Genomic DNA, 17,974 nt, shown 5'->3' with positions numbered 1-17,974 from the left:
ACCCCTGGTGGGGGTTGACACCGTCACTAACGCGGTCCCCCGTCCCCACCCCTGCCCTGGCGCGGCAAGTGCTGAGGCACGACTCGTGACGGGACCCCACCCGAAGCGCACGGGACAAGCAGCTCGCCTGCGGCGTCGCCTTGCCTCGGCTTCGCCTTCGGGTCGCCTCGCCTTCGGCCTCGGGGCGATTGGGCTTGCCCGGTGCGTGCGGGGGCGGCCGTTTGCCGCTGAGGGGTGGCCGGTTGGCGAGTGTGGGGCCGTCGGCGAGGGACTGATTAGTGCGTTTCGTGAGAAAATTGCTCCGATCGAGCGAGTAAAGGCTGTAACGCTGCGAGATCGCTGTACGCCCGTTGGGGCGAAGACGGTCGCGTACGGGGTCGTTGTGGTTTGCTGGCGGTAGGCTTCCGCACCGTTGCTCGCCGAGCAGGTCAGGTGGATGATTTGCCGAGCTTGGACGACGCGAGAGCGTCACGCCCGCTGGGACGTGACGAGCTGGCGCGTGAGTGGGCTATCAGGGCCAGCCGGACTGCGTACATACCGTTGTCGGCGGAGAAGCTCACTGAAGAGTTGCGTGAGCTGTTGAACGTTGTGGCTGAGGCGGTGGCGCAGGATCCCGCGGTGGCCTCCCAGGTTGGTACTCGGCTGGTCGAGATCCACTGTGTTGGGGCCGAGAGTCTGCGGCAGTCGGTGGAGGTGCTGGCTGTTTTCGTTGAGCAGGAAGGGGCCGATGCTCGTACGGCCGCGCTGGTCATCGGGGCCGTGTCGGCTTCGTACACCGGGGCCATTCAGGCCTTCGTGCTGGAGCAGCAGGAGAGTGTCAGCCAGGCTTTGGGGCGGGCCAATCGGGCCGTGCGGCTGGACTTGCAGGCCAGCGAGGAGCGGTTCGAGGACATCTTCGCCCATTCGTCTACCGGCATTGCGATGGTTGGTCTTGACGGGGAGTTGAAGCGGGCCAACGCGGCGCTGTGCACGATCTTGCGGCGCGAAGATGTTGCCGGGATGACGCTCACGGACCTGATCTCGCCGGTGGACCTGCCTTTGATCAACGATGCGCTGGAGAGCTTGAAGTACGGGCGGATGCGGCGGGTCGAGGAGCGGCCCCGGTTGATCGACCGGGACGGCGAGCATTTTCGGGTGTTGCTGGCGGCGACCTTGCAGAAGGACGCTGAGGACAACCCGAAGCACTTTGTGGTGATGATCGACGATGACAGCCAGCTGACGTTGCTCGGTGGGCGGTTGCAGTACCAGTCGTTGCACGACGCGCTGACCGGGTTGCCGAACCGGCAGTACTTGACGACCCGGCTGGAATCGTTGCTGCACAGCGACATCGAGCACGGAGTGACGCTGTACCACCTGGACCTGGACGCGTTCGCGGTGATCACGGACGGGCTCGGGCGCGAGATCGGCGACAAGGTGCTGAGCCTGGTCGCGGAGCGGTTGAGCTCGGTCTTCGCCAGTGAGAAGGCCATGGTCGCGCGGCTCGAGGGTGACGAGTTCGCGGTGCTCGTGGAGAACGGGGCCGAGACGCCGGACGTGGACACGACGATCCGGATGATCGAGCACGAGCTGGCCGAACCTGTTTACTTCGGGGAGCACGGGGTTGCGGTGTCGGCGAGCATCGGGGTGCTGCCCCGGTTGCATCCCGGTGATCATCCCGCCGAGGTGCTCAGGGCGTCGGACATGACGCTGCGCAGGGCCAAGCGCAGTGGGCGGCGGCAGTGGGGGCTGCACGACGCCACGCAGGACAAGCGGGAGCAGGAGGACTTCGCGCTTGCTGCCGTCATGCCCGGCGCTTGGGAGAACGGTGAGATCGAAGTCGTGTTCAACCCCGTCATGAGGGTGGACGGGGCGGCGCGGGTCTGTGTCGAAGCCGAACTCAACTGGCGGCATCGGGACGTCGGGCTCATCGCGCACGAGAAGTGCGTGTCGATGGCCGAGCACACCGGGTTGATGTTGCCGCTGGGCGAGTGGATGTTGCGCAGGGCAGCCGAGGCCGCGTGCGTGCACGAAGAGATTCTCGCGGTGTGCCTGACGGAGAGCATGGCCAACAGCCCGGACCTCGTGAGGGACGTGCGGCGCGTGCTAGCGGACACCGGGCTGCCCGCCGGACGGTTGTTACTGGGCTTTCCGGTGCACGTGCTCGCGTCGGAGGACAGCGAGGCCGCCGACAACCTGGATCTGTTGGCGGACATGGGGATTCACATCGGGGCACGCGACTTCAAGGGGTCGACGTCCGAGATCGAGCTGGTCCGCTCGCTGGGTGTGAAGGCCGTGCGGGTCAAGGGGCGCGGTCAGAAGCCCGATGAGCTGGTGTCGCACGTGCTCAGCGACCTCGTCGTGTTCGTGCACGAAGCCGGTGGGCTCGTCGTGATCGACGCGATCGAGGACGCTGAGCAGCTGGACTGGTGGAGTGAGATCGGTGCGGACGCCGGCGTTGGGCCGGTGTTCTGCGTGGAGCCGACTACTGAGTGGCCTGACTCTGGATGGCCCGACGCGAGCTGAGGTGCACGAGGATCAGCGCGAAGCCCGCGATGGTCACCATGCGCAGGGCGGCGGTGATGCCGTTCCAGTCCTTCGACTGCCACATCGCGAACCACTCGCCGCCCACGGTGATGAAGCCGCCGAGGAACAGGGCCACGATCATCAGCAGACCGGCGGACGCGAACTTGCGCGCGCTGTCCTCCCTGTCGCGGATGTAGGCGATGGTGCCCGCGGTCAGCAGGACCGCCGCGATCGCCTCCCAAAGGATGATCGCGACGTAGACGGTCGTGACGACGGCCGGGCTGGTGATCGCCCGCCACTTCAGTTCCTTGCCGAACGTGGTGTCCATCGACAGGACGTGTTTCACGAACGCTTCGTTCGTGCCGTAGTCCGTGATGTTGCCGAGCACCACGAGAAGCATGTTGAGAGTGATGAACCCGACGGTCACCGCCACAACCGCGCGCAAGCTGCCGACCCGAGCAAGTAGACGCATGGCGCGGACAGTAACCGATGGAGTGCGAGCAGTGAGACGGTTCGGGTCGGCTCCCAGTTGATGGACGGGTTCATGGAGGTCAGCGGCCTGCGCACGGGTCTTCGAAGGTCAACTGCGGCACGCGTTCCGCCCACAGTTCGGGGGTCAGCGCGCCGCGCGTCGTGCTGCAGATCTGGTCCGCCTGGTGTTCGACGTCGAGGTCCCACAGCCGCACGATCCCGTCGGCGTTGCCGGTGGCGAGCGTCCTGCCCTCGGGGGCGAACTGGACGAACGGCTCGGCGGCCCAGTCGCCGGTGATCTGCTGGCCCAGGGACGTGGGCGCGGCCGGGTCGCTGATGTCCCAGAGCCGGAACGTCCTGTCCGCGCTGCTGCTCGCGAGCAGCTTGCCGTCCGCGCTGATCGACAACGTGCTGATCGTGCCCATGTGCCCGTGCAACTCGCTGATCTGCGTCGGGTGCTCCAGGTCGCGCACGTCGAAGAACCGGATCACCTTGTTCGCCCCGGAGGTGATCAGCGTCTTGCCGTCCGCGGTGAACAGCGCCCGGTTCACGATCTGCGGGTCTTCGATCGTCTTGCCCAGCAGCCTCGGCTTGGCCGGGTCGCTCACGTCCCACAGGCGGATCGTCTTGTCGCTGCTGGCGGTGACGAGCGTGCGGCCGTCCGGACTGAACTGCGCGTCGTTGACGTAGCCGTCGTGCCCGGTCAGCGGGTCGCCGAGCGGCACGGGCCTGGCGGGGTCGCGCACGTCCCAGAAGCGCACCGACTCGTCGTCGTTGTTGGTCAGCAGCACCTGACCGTCCGGGCGGAACTGCACCCGTGCCGAGAACCGGTTCGTCAGGGTGATCGGTTCGCCCAGTGGTTTCGGGTGCGCGGGGTCCGCGATGTCCCACAGCCGCACCGTTCTGTCGCCGGCCGCGCTGGCGAGAACCTTGCCGTCCGGCCGGAACGCGGGCGGGCTGATGGTGCGTTCGTGCCCGAGCAGTGGTGGCCCGATCTGCTCGGGGTGGCGCGTGTCCGAGACGTTCCACAGCCGGACCGTCTTGTCGCTGGAACCGGTCGCGATGAGCTTGCCGTCCGGGCTGAACGTGGGTGTCGGCACGTGCAGGCTGTGGCCGAGCAGCATCGAGCGCGGCAGCGACCACAGCTGCACCGCGTTCTCCAGGGAACCGGTGGCGAGCGCGCCGCCGTCCGGGCTGAAGCCGAGCGCGAACAGGTTGGCGCCGCGCGCCGCGAGCGGACGGCCGAGCAGGCTCGGCGCGGCCGGGTTGCTGAGGTTCCACAGGCGCACGGTGGCGTCGGCGGACGCCGAGGCGAGCACCAGACCGTCCGGGCTGAACTTCACCGACCACACCGGGCCCGTGTGTCCGCCGAGCGACTGGCCCACCGGGTCCTGCGTGGCGGGATTCCACAGCCGCACGATCTTGTCGTCGGAGCCGCTCGCGAGCAGCTTGCCGTCCGGGCTGAACGCCAGGGTGTGGATGCCGGCGGTGTGGCCGGTCATCGGCCTGCCGATCCTGGTCCTGGTGGCGACGTCCCACAGCCGGATCGTCTGGTCGTCCCCGGTGGTGGCCAGCGTCCTGCCGTCCGGGCTGAACGCGAGCGAGCGCACGGCGGCGGTGTGGTCGCGCAGCGGTTCGCCGGCGGGCTTGGGGTTCGCCGGGTCGCGGACGTCCCAGAGCCGGGCCGACTTGTCCTCGTTCGCCGCGGCGAGCAGCGTGCCGTCCGGGCTGAACTCCAGCAGGTAGCTCGGGCCGTTGCCGGTCTCGAGGGTCTTGATCGCCTTGGGGTTCGCCGGGTCGCGCACGTCCCAGAACCGGATCGTCGCGTCCTGCCCGGTGGTCGCCAGAACCTTGCCGTCGGGGGAGAAGACCGCGGAGCTGAGCCAGTCCCGGTGCCCCGTGATGACCGCGATCTGCCTGGGGTGGCTGCGGTCCCTGACGTCCCAGAGGCGCGCGCTGCGGTCGTAGCTCGCGGTGGCGAGCAGGGTGCCGTCGGGGCTGAACGTCGTCAGGTACACCGCGCCGGTGTGGCCGGCGAGCGGGATGGCCAGCGGGAGCTGCTGCGTGCCGAGCAACTTGGCGTTCACAGCCTGGTCGTCCGGGCGCATGCGGTGTGCGGCCAGCAGGAACTGGGCCGACAGCGACGGGTCGGACGTGGCGAGCCGGTCGGCCTCCGCGACGACCTGGCTGTACTGGGCGTCGTTGCGCTGCTGCACCGCTATCACCGCGGCACCGGCCGCGATCAGCGCGAACACCGACACCAGGACCACCGCGCTGCGACGCAGCCAGGCGCTCTTGCGGTGCTGACGCTCTGAGGTCCGGACGAACTCCTTGGCGATGGCGGTGACGTTCTGCTGCTGCCGCACGCCTTCCAGCCGTGCGCCGCGGTAGAGCAACGACGAGTCGCGGCCGGTCTCCGCCCACGTCGTCGCGTCCTCTTCCAGTTTCTGGCGGTTGAGGTTGCCCGCGCGGTCGTCGTCGAGCCAGCTGCGCAGCCGGGGCCACGCGTGCAGCAGCGCCTCGTGCGTGATCTCGACGCTGCCCGCGTCCATGGTGATCAGGCGGGCGCGGGTGAGCACCTCCAGCGCGCGTTCCGTGGCGGTGAGGTTGGTGCTGGCCTCGAGCAGGCTGTGGCGGCTCGAACGGCGGCGGGTGTCCTGCGTGTCCTCACCGACCCGGACGAGCCTGAGCAGCAGCTGTTTCGCGGCGGCCTGGCCGAGTTCGTCGAGGTCGGACCACGCGCGTTCGGCCGTGGTGGAGACGGCGCCCTGGATGCCGCCGGCCGCCCGGTAGCCGGCGATGGTGAGCCGGCCCGCCTGCCTGCGCTGCCACGTGACGAGCAGGGCGTGGCTGAGCAACGGGAGCGCGCCCGCGTCGTAGGCGTCCTTGCCGCGACGGTTGTGCGCGCCGAGGTCGCGCAGCATGAGGTCGACGAGGCTCGGTTCGAGCTGCAGACCGGCGGCCTTGGCCGGGTTCGTCACGGCGTCGCGGACCTCGGCGGCCGACATCGCGCCGAGCACCATCTGCCGGTTCTGCAGGGCCTCGGCGAGTTCGGGGAAGTCGAGGCAGCGGGCGTAGAAGTCGGCCCGCACGCCGAGCAGGACCGACGTCTTCTCCGCCGCAGCGTGCAGAGCCTGCACGAAGATCCGCAGCCGGTTCTCGTCGCCGCCGAGCGTGAACGCCTCCTCGAACTGGTCGACGACCAGGACCCGGTCGCCGACCGCGAGCTGCACCTCGTGCGCGAACTCGACCAGCAGCTCGGAGTCGGCCGCGGACTCCAGCGTGAGGATCAGGTCCGGCACCTGGAGCGCGAGTTCCTTCAGCGGATCGGTGCCGGGAGAAATGATCAGGGCTTCTTTGTCGAGCCGCGGCAGAACACCGGCTTTCATCAAGCTCGACTTGCCGGCGCCGGACGCGCCGACGAGCATCGTGATGCCGTTCTCGTTGATTCTGGCGAGAAGAGCGTTCGTCGCCCTTTCGCGGCCGAAGAACCAATTCGCGTCCTGCGGCCCGAATGCGCTCAGACCCATGTACGGGCAGACCGCGCTGTCTTCCGGAGGGGGTGTGTCCGTTTCCGTTTCCGTGACAGGGCTGGCGAGCGCTTCTTCCCAGAGGGTGCGCCACGCGTCGAGGTCGTACAGCTTCTCGATCGCCGGCTGGGGCCTGCGCTTGCGAGCCTCGCCGACGAGGACCTCCAGCACGGCGCTCAGCCCGCTGAACCGGGCGGGCACGTTGCGCCCGCGCCGCCAGTCGCTGACGCGTTGTGCCGGTACGCGAACCGGTCTGCCCTGTTCGTCCGTTCGGCGGGCGCGGGCGACCGACTCCGTGACCCGCTTCAGGGGCGGGTCACCTGCCTCCGCGTAGAGCAGCGCAAAGCGCTCCGCGAAGACGCCACGGGGTCCCAAGCGACCTCCACCTCGTCCGGACCGGAAAACGTGGACCGCCCGTCTGAGCTGCGGTGCACGCACCGGACAGGTGGTCAGGAGCCCACCCTAACGAGGTGGTCTGACAACCTCGACCCCACGTCCTTCACGAGACCGGGAGACCGTCAAAGTGGCAGTGACCAACTGGGGCAAAGCTTCCACGGCTGAGGAGTGCTGGGGGTCTCCTCAGCCGTGGCCTCGCCCAAGCGAATGGCAGGGTGCCGCCTGCTAGGTCAGGCCGCCTTCCACAGCGCATCCGCTTCTGGTTGCCTGGGCTGAACTCGATTCGGATCAGGCAGGTACGTCTCCGTCGGCAGCGTCACGTAGGTGATGCTCTCCGGTTTCAACGCGGTGAGTTTTCCCGCGAGGTCCGCCAATTTGGTGATCGACCCGATTTCCTCGTCCGTGACGATCGACTTCGTGAGAACGTCGGCGAGCTGGAACGTTTTCTGCGGGCTCGCCACCCAGTTCTCGTTCGCGATTTTCTCACTCAACGCGCGCATGAACAGCTGCTGGTTCTTGATGCGGTTGAGGTCGCTGCCGTCACCGATGCTGTACCGCGTCCGCACGAATGCGAGCGCCTGTGTTCCGTCGAGCTTCGTCGGCCCGGCCGGCACGTGCAGCCCGCTCTTCTCGTCGTCGATCGGCTCCGGGACGGTGATGTCGATGCCGCCGAGCCGGTCGATGACGTCGCGGAAACCGTTGAAGTCGATCTGGACGAAGTGGTCGATCCGGATGCCGCTCATCTGCTCGACTGTGGCCACCGTGCACGCGGCGCCGCCCGTGGTGAACGCGCTGTTGAACATCGCGATCGAGGCCGGCGGGTTGTTCCCGCACCGGGGCCTGGGCACCATCGTGTCGCGCGGGATGCTGACGACCCTCGCCTGGTCGCCCGCGGCGTTGAGCTGCACGACCATGGCGGTGTCGGACCGCCCGTCGTCCTTGCCGATCAGGAGGATGTTGAGCGGACGGCCAGGCGTCGACGGAGGCCTGGGGTGGGTGATCTCCTTGGCGAGATCGACGGTCTTGAGATTGCTCTCCAGCCGCCAGTAGGAACCCCCGACCACGACGCCCGCCGTGATGACCACGGCGGCCCCCGAGACCGCGAGCCATCGTTTCAAGTGGACGTTCATACCTCCGACGGTCCCGGTTGTTTGTCCGGATCCCGTCGGTGGTTCGTCATGGTTGTGTCACAGCGTGCTTCAGCTGGTCGAGAAAGATCTCGTTCTCGGCGGTGACGGCGTACTTGGCCTTCGTGCGCTCGGTCGCGATGTCCCGGCCGAACGGGCTCCCCTCGGCCAGGAACCGCTGGTCGGCGACGAGCGCGCCACGGGTGTAGCGGCCGGTCAGCTCGATCGCGAACCGGTCGTGGACGTAGGTGGCCAGGTCCGGCTGGAGCATGATCGCAGCCGCGAGCGGGTCGTGCGGGACGAAGCCGGTCTTGCCGAGGAAGCTGCCGTAGAAGTCGGCGTAGAAGCCGAGGATCTGCCTGGCGTAGCAGGTCTGCGGCAGAGCGTCGAGCCACTCGCCCGGTGCGTGGCTCGCCATGGTGACGTCGAGGCCGACGATCGTGAGGTCCTCGAAGCCTGCCTGCAGGACCAGGTCCGCGGCCTCCGGGTCGTGCCAGAAGTTGGCCTCGGCGTAGCTCGTGATGTTGCCCGGCACGTTGAGCGCGCCACCCATGACCACGACCTTGCCGAGGAGCTGGGGCAGGCGTGGCTCGATCTGCAGCGCCAGCGCGACGTTGGTGAGCGGCCCGATCGCGAGCAGGTTCAACTCTCCCGGGTTCGCCCTCGCCAGGCGCGCGAGCTGCTCGGCCGCGCTTTCCCCGGTGTGCGTCGTGGTGGGGTCGTCTCCCGCGTGGCCGCCGAGCCCGTCCTGCCCGTGCACGTCCTCCGCGGTCATGAGCGGCTGCGCGAGAGGCCTGGCGGCGCCTTTGGCCACGGGCGCCCCGATTCCGAGCCGTTCGGTGAGCCTGAGGGCGTTGGCGGTGGCCTGCTCGACCGGGACGTTCCCGTGCACCGTGCCGATGGCGACTATTTCGGTGTCCTGCTGCGCCCGCAGGTAGTACAAAGCAAGGGCATCATCAATGCCGGGGTCCGCGTCGACGATGATCCGCATGCATCCGATCATGCCACTGGGGGATCTCATGACAGTCCGTCTCGCCGTTGTCTCCGACGCGCCTGCCGTCGCCCTGGTGCACGTGCGGTCGTGGCAGGCCGCCTACCGAGGCAAGATGCCGGACGAGATGCTCGACAACCTGTCCGTCGCGGATCGCGAGTCGATGTGGGAACGAGCCATCCCCCGCGGCGGCGTGTGGGTGGCGCTGGACGGCGACGAGATCGTCGGCTTTGCCTGCGTAGGCCCGGCCCGCGAGGTCGAGGGGGCCTTCGAGCTGTACGCGATCTACTTCCTGCCGTCCGCGTGGGGAAGCGGTCTGGCCGAGCCGCTGGCGCTGGCCGCACTCGGCGACGCACCGGACACGGTCGTCTGGGTGCTGGAGGACAACCCGCGGGCCCGGCGCTTCTACGAGCGGCTCGGTTTCGTCGTGGACGGCACGAAGCGCGAGGAGGAGTTCGGCTCCGCGGTCGTGCAGGAGATCCGTTATCGCCGCAGTGTGAGCTAGCTGCTCACACCGTGAGCGGCCAGCACCGCGAGGAACTGGTCGGCGTCCTTCGGGGTGATCACCGGCTGCATCCGTCCGCCGAGGTCGAGCACGAGGCCCACCGACTTGCGATGACGGCGGACGTCCAGGTTGAACCACTGGGTCAGGTTTCCGCTGCCCCACATGCGGTACTTGCCGGTCATCGCGGTGAGCGGGTATCGCCGCACCGAGCGGATCCTGTTGTAGCGCACCCGCTTCGCCAGCCCGAACGGGAAGTAGTAGCGCCGGATCACCAGTTCGACGTCCTGGCAGGCGATGAGCCCGTCGTCGTAGTTCGTGGAGCTCTGCATCGGATCACTCCAGACCGAGGATGAACAGCCCGCCGATCGAGCCGTCGGTGTTGAAGGTGACGCGGGCCTTCATCTCCGCTTCGGCGAACGTGAGCGGCACGTCGACGATCGTGTACCCGCCCTTCTTCGCCGGCGTGCCGGGGCCCGTGTTTCGGAGCTCGCCGAGGTTGCTGACGAGTTGCCGCCACACCGCTGCGAGCTCGTCGCTCGAGAGCTTCGAGCTCATCAGCGGGTCGAACATGGCGTGCACGGCCGCGAACTCGCCGTTGTCCAGGTGGGCCACCACCTGCTGAGCCTGTTTGACACCGGCCACAGTGGACTCGGTCATCTCCGCACCCCCGAAGCGTTGCTGCGCGGCCTGGCGGCTCACGTGCAGCAGATCGCCGATCTCAGCCCACGTCGCACCCCCGTCGCGGGCCAGCACCACCAGAGCCCGCGTGGCGTCCTCGGTCAGTGCCGAGAGCGACAACGCGGCCACCAGCGCCTCTCGTGCGGGCGCTTCATTGCTCAGCGCCCGCACGACCAGGTCGGCGTTGTGCCTGATCAGCCCAGCCAAGTCCACTCTTGTCAAGGTAGGCTTGACAGCGCTCGGTGTCAACCTCGCCTTGACAAGGCTCAGTCGCGCTGCAGGGTGATCTCGTCGATCAGCGTTCCGTTCTCGTCGAGCGCGCGGATCGTCATCTTGGCCGGCGTGTTCGTCTTCGGGCTGACGTCTATCGCCGTGATGCCGTACCCGCGGTAGCGGACCCGTGACCAGGTGACCTTGGTGTCCGTGGAGCTCGCGCTGTTCTTCTTGTAGCAGCGCATGGTCGGTGTGCCCGTGTCGTCCTCGTGGTCCAAATAGGACTCCGGCGCGTTCTTGTAGAACCTGTCGAGCGCTTGGCCACCTGCGCCCGCGGTGATGTAGGTGGTGCCGTCCTTCGTGGGGTTGACCGTGCTTCTCGGCGGCTTCTTGGTGCCCTTGCCCGCTTTGATCGGGTCGGTGCGCTCGTAGACGCGGTTGTGCGCGTTGAGCACGAGATCGACCTGGTACTTGTCGAACACCGGCGCCCACTTCTGCTGCGCGACGCTCTCCGCCCCGCCGCCGTCCGACGTCGAGTACGTGGCGTGGTGCAGGTAGACGACGATGAAGTCGATCGCGGGGTCACTGCGGAACTTCGCGAGCTGGCCGGACAACCAGGTGAGCTGCTTTCCCTTGGTGTGGTCGAGGTTCGCGGTGTTGCGGTTGCAGATGTCGTTGCCGTCCAGGCTGACGAGTCCGACGTTCTGGTACCGCCACGCGTAGATGCCGGTCGACCCGCTCCAGGCGTTGTCCGGCATGGTGAAGCGCTGTTTCACGCCGCCGTACCCGTTGGGGGAGTACCACTGCTCCATCTCGCGGTTGCCGAGCGTGATCATCCACGGTGTCGTCGCCGCCACGAGCTCGTTCTGGACCAGCAGCGAGTTCCACCTCGCGGCGTCGTACTTGTCCGTGCCGGGATGCCCGCCCTCGACGTTGGCCGTGCCGCCGTGGATGGCGTAGCTCAGGTTGCCGAGCGCGAGGTGGAACGCCGGATTCTGGTCCTTGGCAAGGCTGTTGAGCTTGCGCGCGTTGTAGCCGTACCCCTGGTCGCCGAACGCCGTGAACGTGAACCGGGCGCCCGTGGCCGGCGCGGTGCGGAACTGTGCGCTCTCGGTCGGGGCGTAGTCCTGGTGTCCCACAACGTAGTAGTACGTCGTGTCCGGCTTGAGGTCGTTGAGCTTGACGTGCAGGTAGTACTGGTACATGGGGTCCGGCCCGTGCGGCGGAAAGCTGTGGTCGCCTTCCTGCCACCCGATCTCGCTCTTGAGCACGCGCACTTCGGCACTGATCGGTGCGCCGAAGTCGCCTGCTTTCGTGGCGATCCGGACGTACGGCCCGTTGACCTTCTCCAGCTGCTGCCAGGAGATCACGACCTGCTTCATCGGATCCGCGCCGTAGGCGATGTGCCTGCCGAGCGGCCTGTTCTTCCGCTCGTTCGGTGCCGGTGCCGGTGCTGCGAGGAACGCCTTGAACAACGACCGCCGCGAGGTTTCAGTCATCTCTGCGCCTTCTCTCAGCCGCGCCGGATCGTGAGCTCGTCGATCAACGCGCCCGTCTCGGTGAGCGCCCTGACCTTCATCTGGGCAGGTCCTCCCGCGGTTTTCGGCGTCACGTCAACGACAACCAGCCCGTACCCGCGATACCGCACCCGCGACCAGGACACCTTGACGAGCTTCTCCTCGCCGTCCTCCTGGTCGACCCGCATCGTCGCCGTGGCGTCCTTGACGTTGCCGTAGAACGAATCGCCGATCTTCTCGTCGGCCCACCCGTTGACACTCTCGCCACCACCACCCGCCGTGATGTACGTCGTGCCGTCCTTGACGGGGTTGACGGTGCTGCGGATGTCGGCCTTCTTCGTGCCCTTGCCCGCCTTGATCGGATCCGTCCGCTCGTAGACGTGGTTGTGCCCGTTGAGAACCAGATCCACCTGGTACTGGTCGAACAACGGCGCCCACCGCTTCTGCGCGCCGACCTCGGACCCGTTGTTGCCAGACGTCGAGTACGTGCACTGGTGGCAGTAACCGACGATGAAGTCGATGCCCGGATCTTTCCGGAACTTCTCGAGCTGAGCCTTCAACCACACCTGCTGCTTGCCCTCGGTGTAGTCGAGGTTGGCGTCGCTGTTGTAACAGATGTCGTTGCCGTCCAAGCTGATCAGCCCGACGTTCAAGTACCGCCACGAGTAGATGCAGGTCGACCCGTCCCACGCATTGTCCGGCATCGTGAACCGAGCCCGCATCCCGCCGTACCCGTGCTTGTCGTACCGGCTCTCCATCTCGTGGTTGCCGAGCGCCACCATCCACGGCGTGGTCGCCGCCACCATCTCGTTCTGCGCGAAGAACGAGTCCCACTTCCGCGCGTCGAACGCATCCGTCTCGGGCCGCCCGCCCTCCCCGTCGTTCGCGTAGCTCAAATCGCCCATCGCAAGGTGGAACTGCGGCCCGAGCTCCTCGATGAGGCTATTCGTGGCCAGCGCGTTGTACCCGACCCCTTGATCCCCGAAGGCCGTGAAGCTGAACGCCCTGCTGCCCGTCGGCGCAGTGCTGAACCGACCCACTTCCCCTTGTGTAGCCTCAAATCCTTGGTGCCCAACCACGTAGTAGTACGTCGTGTTCGGCACCAGATCATCAAGCCGCACATGCATGTAGTACTGCGTAACGGCTTTCCCGAGGTGCGGCGAAACCGTGAACAGCGCCCCCTTCTCCTGCCAGGCCAGGTCACTGGTGAGCGCCCGAGTCTCAGCCCGCATCGCCTCCCCGTACTCCCCAGCCTTCACACCCACCCTCAGGTACGGCGCCTGGACGTTGGCCGGCACCTGCCACGACACCACCACCTGCCGCGTCGGATCCGCCCCAAAGGCCAAATGCCGCCCAAACGGCCGCAGCGCCGCCCCATCGCCCTTCAACAACACCTCAGGCGCCCGCGCCACCGCAGTGCCCGCCCCAAGCCGCGCCGAGGCCAGCACCACCCCACCCGCCGCCCCAGCCCTGAGGATGCCGCGCCGCGAGTACCTCCGCCGGGCGTCCTCGTACAACTCCTGAAGCCGCGGACCGTTCGACTGTGACCTGCGTCGCGGAGGTTCACTCATTCCACGGAAATTAGGAAACCTTGTTTCCGAAAGTCAATGACCGTTGGGGCAACACGACTTCCCGCCCACAGTTCTGCCGCCACTTCTGCCGGTGGCCGGGCTTACCATCGGTACCCGCCGACCAGGAGAACCGCCATGGTGTTCCGCCGCAACCTGGAGTCCCGCGAGACCGAAATAGCCCGCCAGGTCTTCGGCGACGCCCTGGACCTGAGCGCCCTTCGCCTGGCCGAGGGAGGCCTCCTGGGCAGCTTCGGCGTGGCCCGAACCCTCCCCAGCCTCGTCACGTTCCCCAAGGGCGTCCTGACCACCCCGCAACACCAGGCGAGGTACGAGCGCTGGCTGGTCCACGAACTGACCCACGCCTACCAGTACCAGCACGGCCGCAGCGTCCTCAGCCTGCTGCCGACCGCCATGGCCGGCTTCTTCGTCAAGGGCCTCTACGACTACGGCGGCGCGGAAGGCCTGCGCGGGAAGTCGTTCGCCGACTTCAACACCGAGCAGCAGGCCAACATCGTGGCCGACTACTACTACCTCAGCACCTACGAACCGCACCGCGACCTGTCGGCCTACGAGCCCTACATCCACCACGTGCGGTCCGGCGCCTGAGGGGCTTCACCACTTGTCCGAGGTGACGATCGCCTTCAGCTGGTCGGGGGTAAGCGGCGACTGCGGCGAGTAGATCCGACCGCCCGGCGAGTTGATAGCAGCGCCCATGGGGTCCTCCTGGTTGCTGACGTGCATGAGGACCATCGTCCCGTCGGGCCGCCTGAGGCACGCCAGGTACGACACCGCGCCGGGATCCGGCCGCACGGTCTCGGTCGCCAACTGGGAGCCGTCGGCCAGCGTGCTGACAACACAGTCCGCCGATTGGTGATTTCGGCACCACATGCCGGGCCCGGAATCGCTGGAGTAGATCGTCAGGCTGAAGCCCCCGACGCCGTCCACAGAGGTCAGAGTCCCGCCGACAAGCGCGCTGCCGTCCGGGCCGTCCAGCCTTGTCATGCCCGGTTCCGTCCCCGGTTGCTTGGACGGGGAAGCCTTGGGCACGATCACTTTCTGGGTCACCTCGAACGTAGCGGTGTCGCCGAGCACCACCCTGAACCGCGCGATCAGGTCATCCGGCGAACTGGGAACCGACCCGCGTGCCGTGGATGATCCAGTCGACGTGACCGGCGGGCTGGCGGTGTGCGTGCCGGAGTCGCCCGGCACCAGCCACATCGCACCCGCGACCAGACCCGCCACCGCGACGACGGTGGCCGCGACGGGCACCAGCCGCACGCCCCGCCGCGGCCGCACGACCGGGGCCGTGGCCGCAGCGTCGGCGCGCCGATCCAACTCGGCGAAGGCATCGTGGAGGGTGCGCAGGTCACTCATGAGGTCTCCTGAAAGTTGGGGGCGCTGGCGGTGAGGTCGATGCGCAGAGCGTTGAGTGCCCGATGGATCTGGCTGCGCACAGTCGGTTCCCGGCACCCCAACTGCGTGGCGATCTCCCTGTCGGACAGCCCCGCGTAGTACCGCAAGACCACCGCCGCACGCTGCTTCCTCGGCAGCCCGGCAAGGCGACTGATCATCGCGTCCCGCTCGGCCCGCTCGTCCGCACCGTCGGAGATCACCATCGGCTCGACCTCGGCACGCGGAGACGTGCGAGTCAACCTTCTACGCCAGGACAGGTACTCGTTGACGACCATCCGCCTTACGTAGGCGTGCGGCTCGGCCATCCCCGAGATCCGTTCCCAACGCTCGAACGCCCGGCCCAACACATCGCTCACCAACTCCTCGGCCAGCCACGTCTGACAGGTGAGGACCGTGGCGAACCGCATCAGCGCGGGACGCTGCCTTGCCACGTACTCAGTGAACTCCACCGGCAACTCCCGATCGTCTGCTCGACCTCGATTTCGCACCCCTAATGGAGAAGTGACCCCTAACGTTGCATCCGGTCTCTCAACAGCTGCTGTGAGAGCTCACCCGCACCGGCAGGAACGCGTACTTGATCCGCGTGGATCCGACCGCCATAGCCGCTAGTGGGCCGCTCCTGCTGCCCGCCAGCCGTTTCGCGGTGGTTGGTAGATGGCGGCAGACAGGGCAGATCCCCACTGACGATGACTCGCGAAAAAGATCAAGGCCTGACAGCGTTTCAGCATGTCAGGCCCTGATTTCACCCGGCGAAAGGTGGTGCCCCAGGCAGGATTCGAACCTGCGACACACGGTTTAGGAAACCGATGCTCTATCCCCTGAGCTACTAGGGCTGGCGACAGCAGTCTACCGGGGTGGCGCCACCGAGTTGACCAGCGCCCCCGCCTAGGCCTGGCCCGTGCCCCCGCCTACGCCTGAGCAGCCCCGCTCGGCGCCCAGGACCGGCCATCGCTCACGCACCGTGAGGGGCCAGACGAGATGCCTGCGGCCGTTGGAGGGAAGTGAGGCAGGCCACCTTCTGCGGGGCAGAAACGTCAGGTAGGGAGAGGGCGTGAGCAGACCCTGGCCCGACTTCCGTCCTGGACCGCTTGGCGCCCTCAAGGCTTGGTGGCGTCGGCGGGCGCCTCGGCGTGCTGAGGACTTCACCTTCGTGCCGCCGGCTAGCAGTCATCAGCAGGAGTTCGAGACGCCGTTGCCCAGTGCGGTTTACGGGCTGGACTTTCAGGTCCGGCTCACGATCGTGTGGCGGGTTGATCTGGCTACCGGGTTGCGGCACAACTCGCCCAAGAATGCTGCTGTCCATCACGTTTTGCAGCGGGCCAAGGAGATCAGCGGCAAGGCGATGTTGGTGCACCATGCGGCGTTGCAGGTGCAGTTGGGGGACGAGCTCGCCACTGAGCGGCAGGTGCCTGGGACGCATGTGTGGGCTCGGGCCGAGCAGGTCAAGGTCACCACGGACGAGGGTGATCTGGAAATGGCGCGCAAGCACATCGAGTTGTTGCGGAACTCCACGTTCAAGTTGGCTGAGCGGGATGTTGAGCGGGCCGAGATCCGGTACCTGCGGGACGAGGTGCTCACGGACGTTGGGACAGCCACGATTTGGTGGTTGCAGCGCAACGGGTACCAGGTCGAGGAGGCCGTGAAGTTGTCCGGGCACCTCGCTGAGCTGGTCAAGATCGCGCAGCAGCAGCCGAGCACTCACTGGGCCGAGTCGTTGGTCAGCAGTGTGGAGAGGGCTCTCCCGCAGCTCGAGGACGAGCATCGCAGGGATCTGAGGCAGCACCTGGCCAAGGCTTTGAGCGTTTTCGGGGGGTCGGGGGTGGCCGCTGAGTTCGCTGACCAGATCGGGTTGCCCGCGGGCGAACAGCATGCGAACGGGCAGCACACCAACGGACACGTCTAGGGTGGTTCGGGTGTTGACCGAACTTCGCAGTGCCGCTGTGGTTGCCGGGTTGCAGGCGCTTGCCCGGCTGACGCCTTATGCCGAGGCTGAGCTGATCGGGCTCCGTCGGATCGTCAAACCCGGCGATGTCTGCGTGGACATCGGGGCCGCGCTCGGCTTGTACACGGTCACGTTGTCGCGACTTGTCGGTCCACAAGGGACTGTGCACAGCGTTGAGCCGCTGGTGTTCGCGCACCCCGCCCTCAGTTACGTCCTGAGGCCGCGTGAGGGGCAGAACATCAGGCGGCACTCGGTCGCGCTCGGGAACGGGCAGGGGCGCGAGGTCATGAGCGTGCCGGTTCGGCACGGGAGTCCTGTCACCGGGCGGTCGTTCCTCACGGTGGGGGCCAAGGGGCTCGGGTCCAACGAGGAGTTCGACGAGCACTTGGACGTCGTGGTGAAGACGGACACGCTCGACCACTTCGTCGAGGAGCAGGGGATCGGCCGGCTCGACTTCGTCAAGGCGGATGTCGAGGGGGCCGAGCTGCGAGTGCTCGAGGGTGGGAAGGCGACCATCGAGCGGTTCAAGCCCGCGTTGTTGCTGGAGATCGAGGAACGGCACGTGGAGCGCTTCGGGTATAGGGCGCAGGACGTCGCGGACTTCCTGACGGAGCGCGGGTACCGGATGAGCACGTGGCAGGGCAACCGGTGGGTGCCTGTGCAGAAGATCGGGCAGACCGCGCGGAACTACCTTTTCCGGGCGTGAACGGGTTCTGGGAGCACGAGTACTTCCGCGCGCTGCGTGAGCTCGACCTGCCAGGGGAGGACTTCGCGGTCACCGGCAGTGCGGTGCTGTTCGCGCACGGGCTCATCGACGACCCGCGGGACCTCGACGTGCTGGCGCGCAACGGGGCGTGGGAGCGGGTTCGGCAGCTCGGTGAGGTCAAGCCGACCAAGCTGGCCGAAGGGTTCGAGGTGGCGCTGGGAAACCTTCAGTTCCTCGACAGCTGGTTTCCCGGCTGGGAGACGGACGAGCTCATCGACGGCGCGGACGTCCTGCACGGCGTGAGGTTCGTGCGGCTGGAGGTCGTGCGGGCTACCAAGAAGCAACTCGGACGGCCGCGGGACCTGGTCCACGTCGAGCTGATCGACCGGAAAGTCCTGGAAAAGTAGAGGAC

Annotated in this window: 16 protein-coding genes and 1 tRNA gene; 6 read left to right on the top strand and 11 right to left on the bottom strand. The window is 67.3% G+C overall.

The genetic code is table 11. The features are described from left to right. Window positions 1–588: 588 nt before the first annotated feature. Window positions 589–2,502, top strand: a complete 1,914-nt coding sequence (locus ABZ345_RS19695) for a diguanylate cyclase (RefSeq protein ID WP_359850311.1) — start codon at window positions 589–591, stop codon at window positions 2,500–2,502. Here the strand turns inward: ABZ345_RS19695 and ABZ345_RS19690 are convergent. From ABZ345_RS19690 to ABZ345_RS19675, 4 genes are all read right to left on the bottom strand, one after another. Continuing rightward, window positions 2,462–2,974, bottom strand: a complete 513-nt coding sequence (locus ABZ345_RS19690) for a DUF2165 domain-containing protein (protein WP_359850278.1) — start codon at window positions 2,972–2,974, stop codon at window positions 2,462–2,464. The two genes, ABZ345_RS19695 and ABZ345_RS19690, sit on opposite strands and share 41 nt — an antisense overlap. A 79-nt stretch (window positions 2,975–3,053) precedes the next feature. After that, window positions 3,054–6,878, bottom strand: coding sequence for a hypothetical protein (locus ABZ345_RS19685; RefSeq protein ID WP_359850275.1), 3,825 nt, complete (start codon window positions 6,876–6,878; stop codon window positions 3,054–3,056). Between the two features lie 251 nt (window positions 6,879–7,129). Beyond that, window positions 7,130–8,029, bottom strand: a complete 900-nt coding sequence (locus ABZ345_RS19680; RefSeq protein ID WP_359850272.1) for an LCP family protein — start codon at window positions 8,027–8,029, stop codon at window positions 7,130–7,132. Between the two features lie 46 nt (window positions 8,030–8,075). Next, complete coding sequence (locus ABZ345_RS19675) at window positions 8,076–9,017, bottom strand: nucleoside hydrolase (protein ID WP_359850269.1); 942 nt, start codon at window positions 9,015–9,017, stop codon at window positions 8,076–8,078. Window positions 9,018–9,045: 28 nt separating this feature from the next. Here ABZ345_RS19675 and ABZ345_RS19670 point away from each other — a divergent pair, with 28 nt between their 5' ends. Continuing rightward, window positions 9,046–9,522, top strand: coding sequence for a GNAT family N-acetyltransferase (locus tag ABZ345_RS19670; protein ID WP_359850266.1), 477 nt, complete (start codon window positions 9,046–9,048; stop codon window positions 9,520–9,522). Here ABZ345_RS19670 and ABZ345_RS19665 read toward each other — a convergent pair. The 4 genes from ABZ345_RS19665 to ABZ345_RS19650 are packed head-to-tail and all read right to left on the bottom strand — an operon-like array spanning window position 9,519 to window position 13,501. Next, window positions 9,519–9,851, bottom strand: coding sequence for a hypothetical protein (locus tag ABZ345_RS19665; protein ID WP_359850263.1), 333 nt, complete (start codon window positions 9,849–9,851; stop codon window positions 9,519–9,521). The genes ABZ345_RS19670 and ABZ345_RS19665 overlap by 4 nt on opposite strands. 4 nt (window positions 9,852–9,855) lie before the next feature. Next, a complete protein-coding gene (locus ABZ345_RS19660; RefSeq protein WP_359850260.1) occupies window positions 9,856–10,413 on the bottom strand; it encodes a DUF3887 domain-containing protein in 558 nt (185 codons plus the stop codon). A 53-nt stretch (window positions 10,414–10,466) separates the two neighbouring features. Continuing rightward, window positions 10,467–11,912, bottom strand: coding sequence for a metallophosphoesterase family protein (locus tag ABZ345_RS19655; RefSeq protein ID WP_359850257.1), 1,446 nt, complete (start codon window positions 11,910–11,912; stop codon window positions 10,467–10,469). 14 nt (window positions 11,913–11,926) lie between these two features. Continuing rightward, window positions 11,927–13,501: a metallophosphoesterase family protein gene (locus tag ABZ345_RS19650; protein ID WP_359850254.1), complete on the bottom strand. Its 1,575-nt coding sequence runs from the start codon at window positions 13,499–13,501 to the stop codon at window positions 11,927–11,929. Window positions 13,502–13,636: 135 nt separating this feature from the next. Here ABZ345_RS19650 and ABZ345_RS19645 point away from each other — a divergent pair, with 135 nt between their 5' ends. Continuing rightward, window positions 13,637–14,107, top strand: a complete 471-nt coding sequence (locus ABZ345_RS19645) for a hypothetical protein (RefSeq protein WP_359850251.1) — start codon at window positions 13,637–13,639, stop codon at window positions 14,105–14,107. Between the two features lie 6 nt (window positions 14,108–14,113). On the opposite strand, the gene ABZ345_RS19640 is transcribed toward ABZ345_RS19645, so the two are convergent. The 3 genes from ABZ345_RS19640 to ABZ345_RS19630 all read right to left on the bottom strand — a co-directional run bounded on the left by ABZ345_RS19640 (window position 14,114) and on the right by ABZ345_RS19630 (window position 15,747). Continuing rightward, window positions 14,114–14,875 carry a hypothetical protein gene (locus tag ABZ345_RS19640; protein WP_359850248.1) on the bottom strand — a complete coding sequence of 254 codons (762 nt, stop codon included), beginning with the start codon at window positions 14,873–14,875 and terminating at the stop codon, window positions 14,114–14,116. Further along, window positions 14,872–15,369 carry a SigE family RNA polymerase sigma factor gene (locus ABZ345_RS19635; RefSeq protein ID WP_359850245.1) on the bottom strand — a complete coding sequence of 166 codons (498 nt, stop codon included), beginning with the start codon at window positions 15,367–15,369 and terminating at the stop codon, window positions 14,872–14,874. Before ABZ345_RS19635 ends, ABZ345_RS19640 begins: the two co-directional genes overlap by 4 nt. Window positions 15,370–15,671: 302 nt before the next feature. Then, a tRNA-Arg gene (locus ABZ345_RS19630) sits at window positions 15,672–15,747 on the bottom strand. Window positions 15,748–15,965: 218 nt separating this feature from the next. Here ABZ345_RS19630 and ABZ345_RS19625 point away from each other — a divergent pair. Genes ABZ345_RS19625 through ABZ345_RS19615 form a run of 3 tightly spaced genes read left to right on the top strand, consistent with a single transcriptional unit; the run spans window position 15,966 to window position 17,969 of the window. Further along, window positions 15,966–16,817, top strand: a complete 852-nt coding sequence (locus tag ABZ345_RS19625) for a hypothetical protein (protein WP_359850242.1) — start codon at window positions 15,966–15,968, stop codon at window positions 16,815–16,817. 10 nt (window positions 16,818–16,827) lie between these two features. Continuing rightward, entirely contained in the window at window positions 16,828–17,562 is a 735-nt protein-coding gene (locus ABZ345_RS19620; RefSeq protein WP_359850239.1) for an FkbM family methyltransferase, read from the top strand. Continuing rightward, on the top strand, window positions 17,559–17,969 hold the full coding sequence (locus ABZ345_RS19615; protein WP_359850236.1) for a hypothetical protein: 411 nt from the start codon (window positions 17,559–17,561) through the stop codon (window positions 17,967–17,969). The genes ABZ345_RS19620 and ABZ345_RS19615 overlap by 4 nt, the downstream gene beginning before the upstream one ends. Window positions 17,970–17,974 lie beyond the last annotated feature (5 nt).

It is taken from the genome of Lentzea sp. NPDC005914 (assembly GCF_040629405.1).
Classification (GTDB): domain Bacteria; phylum Actinomycetota; class Actinomycetes; order Mycobacteriales; family Pseudonocardiaceae; genus Lentzea.
This window is presented reverse-complemented; position numbering and strand designations above follow the sequence as displayed.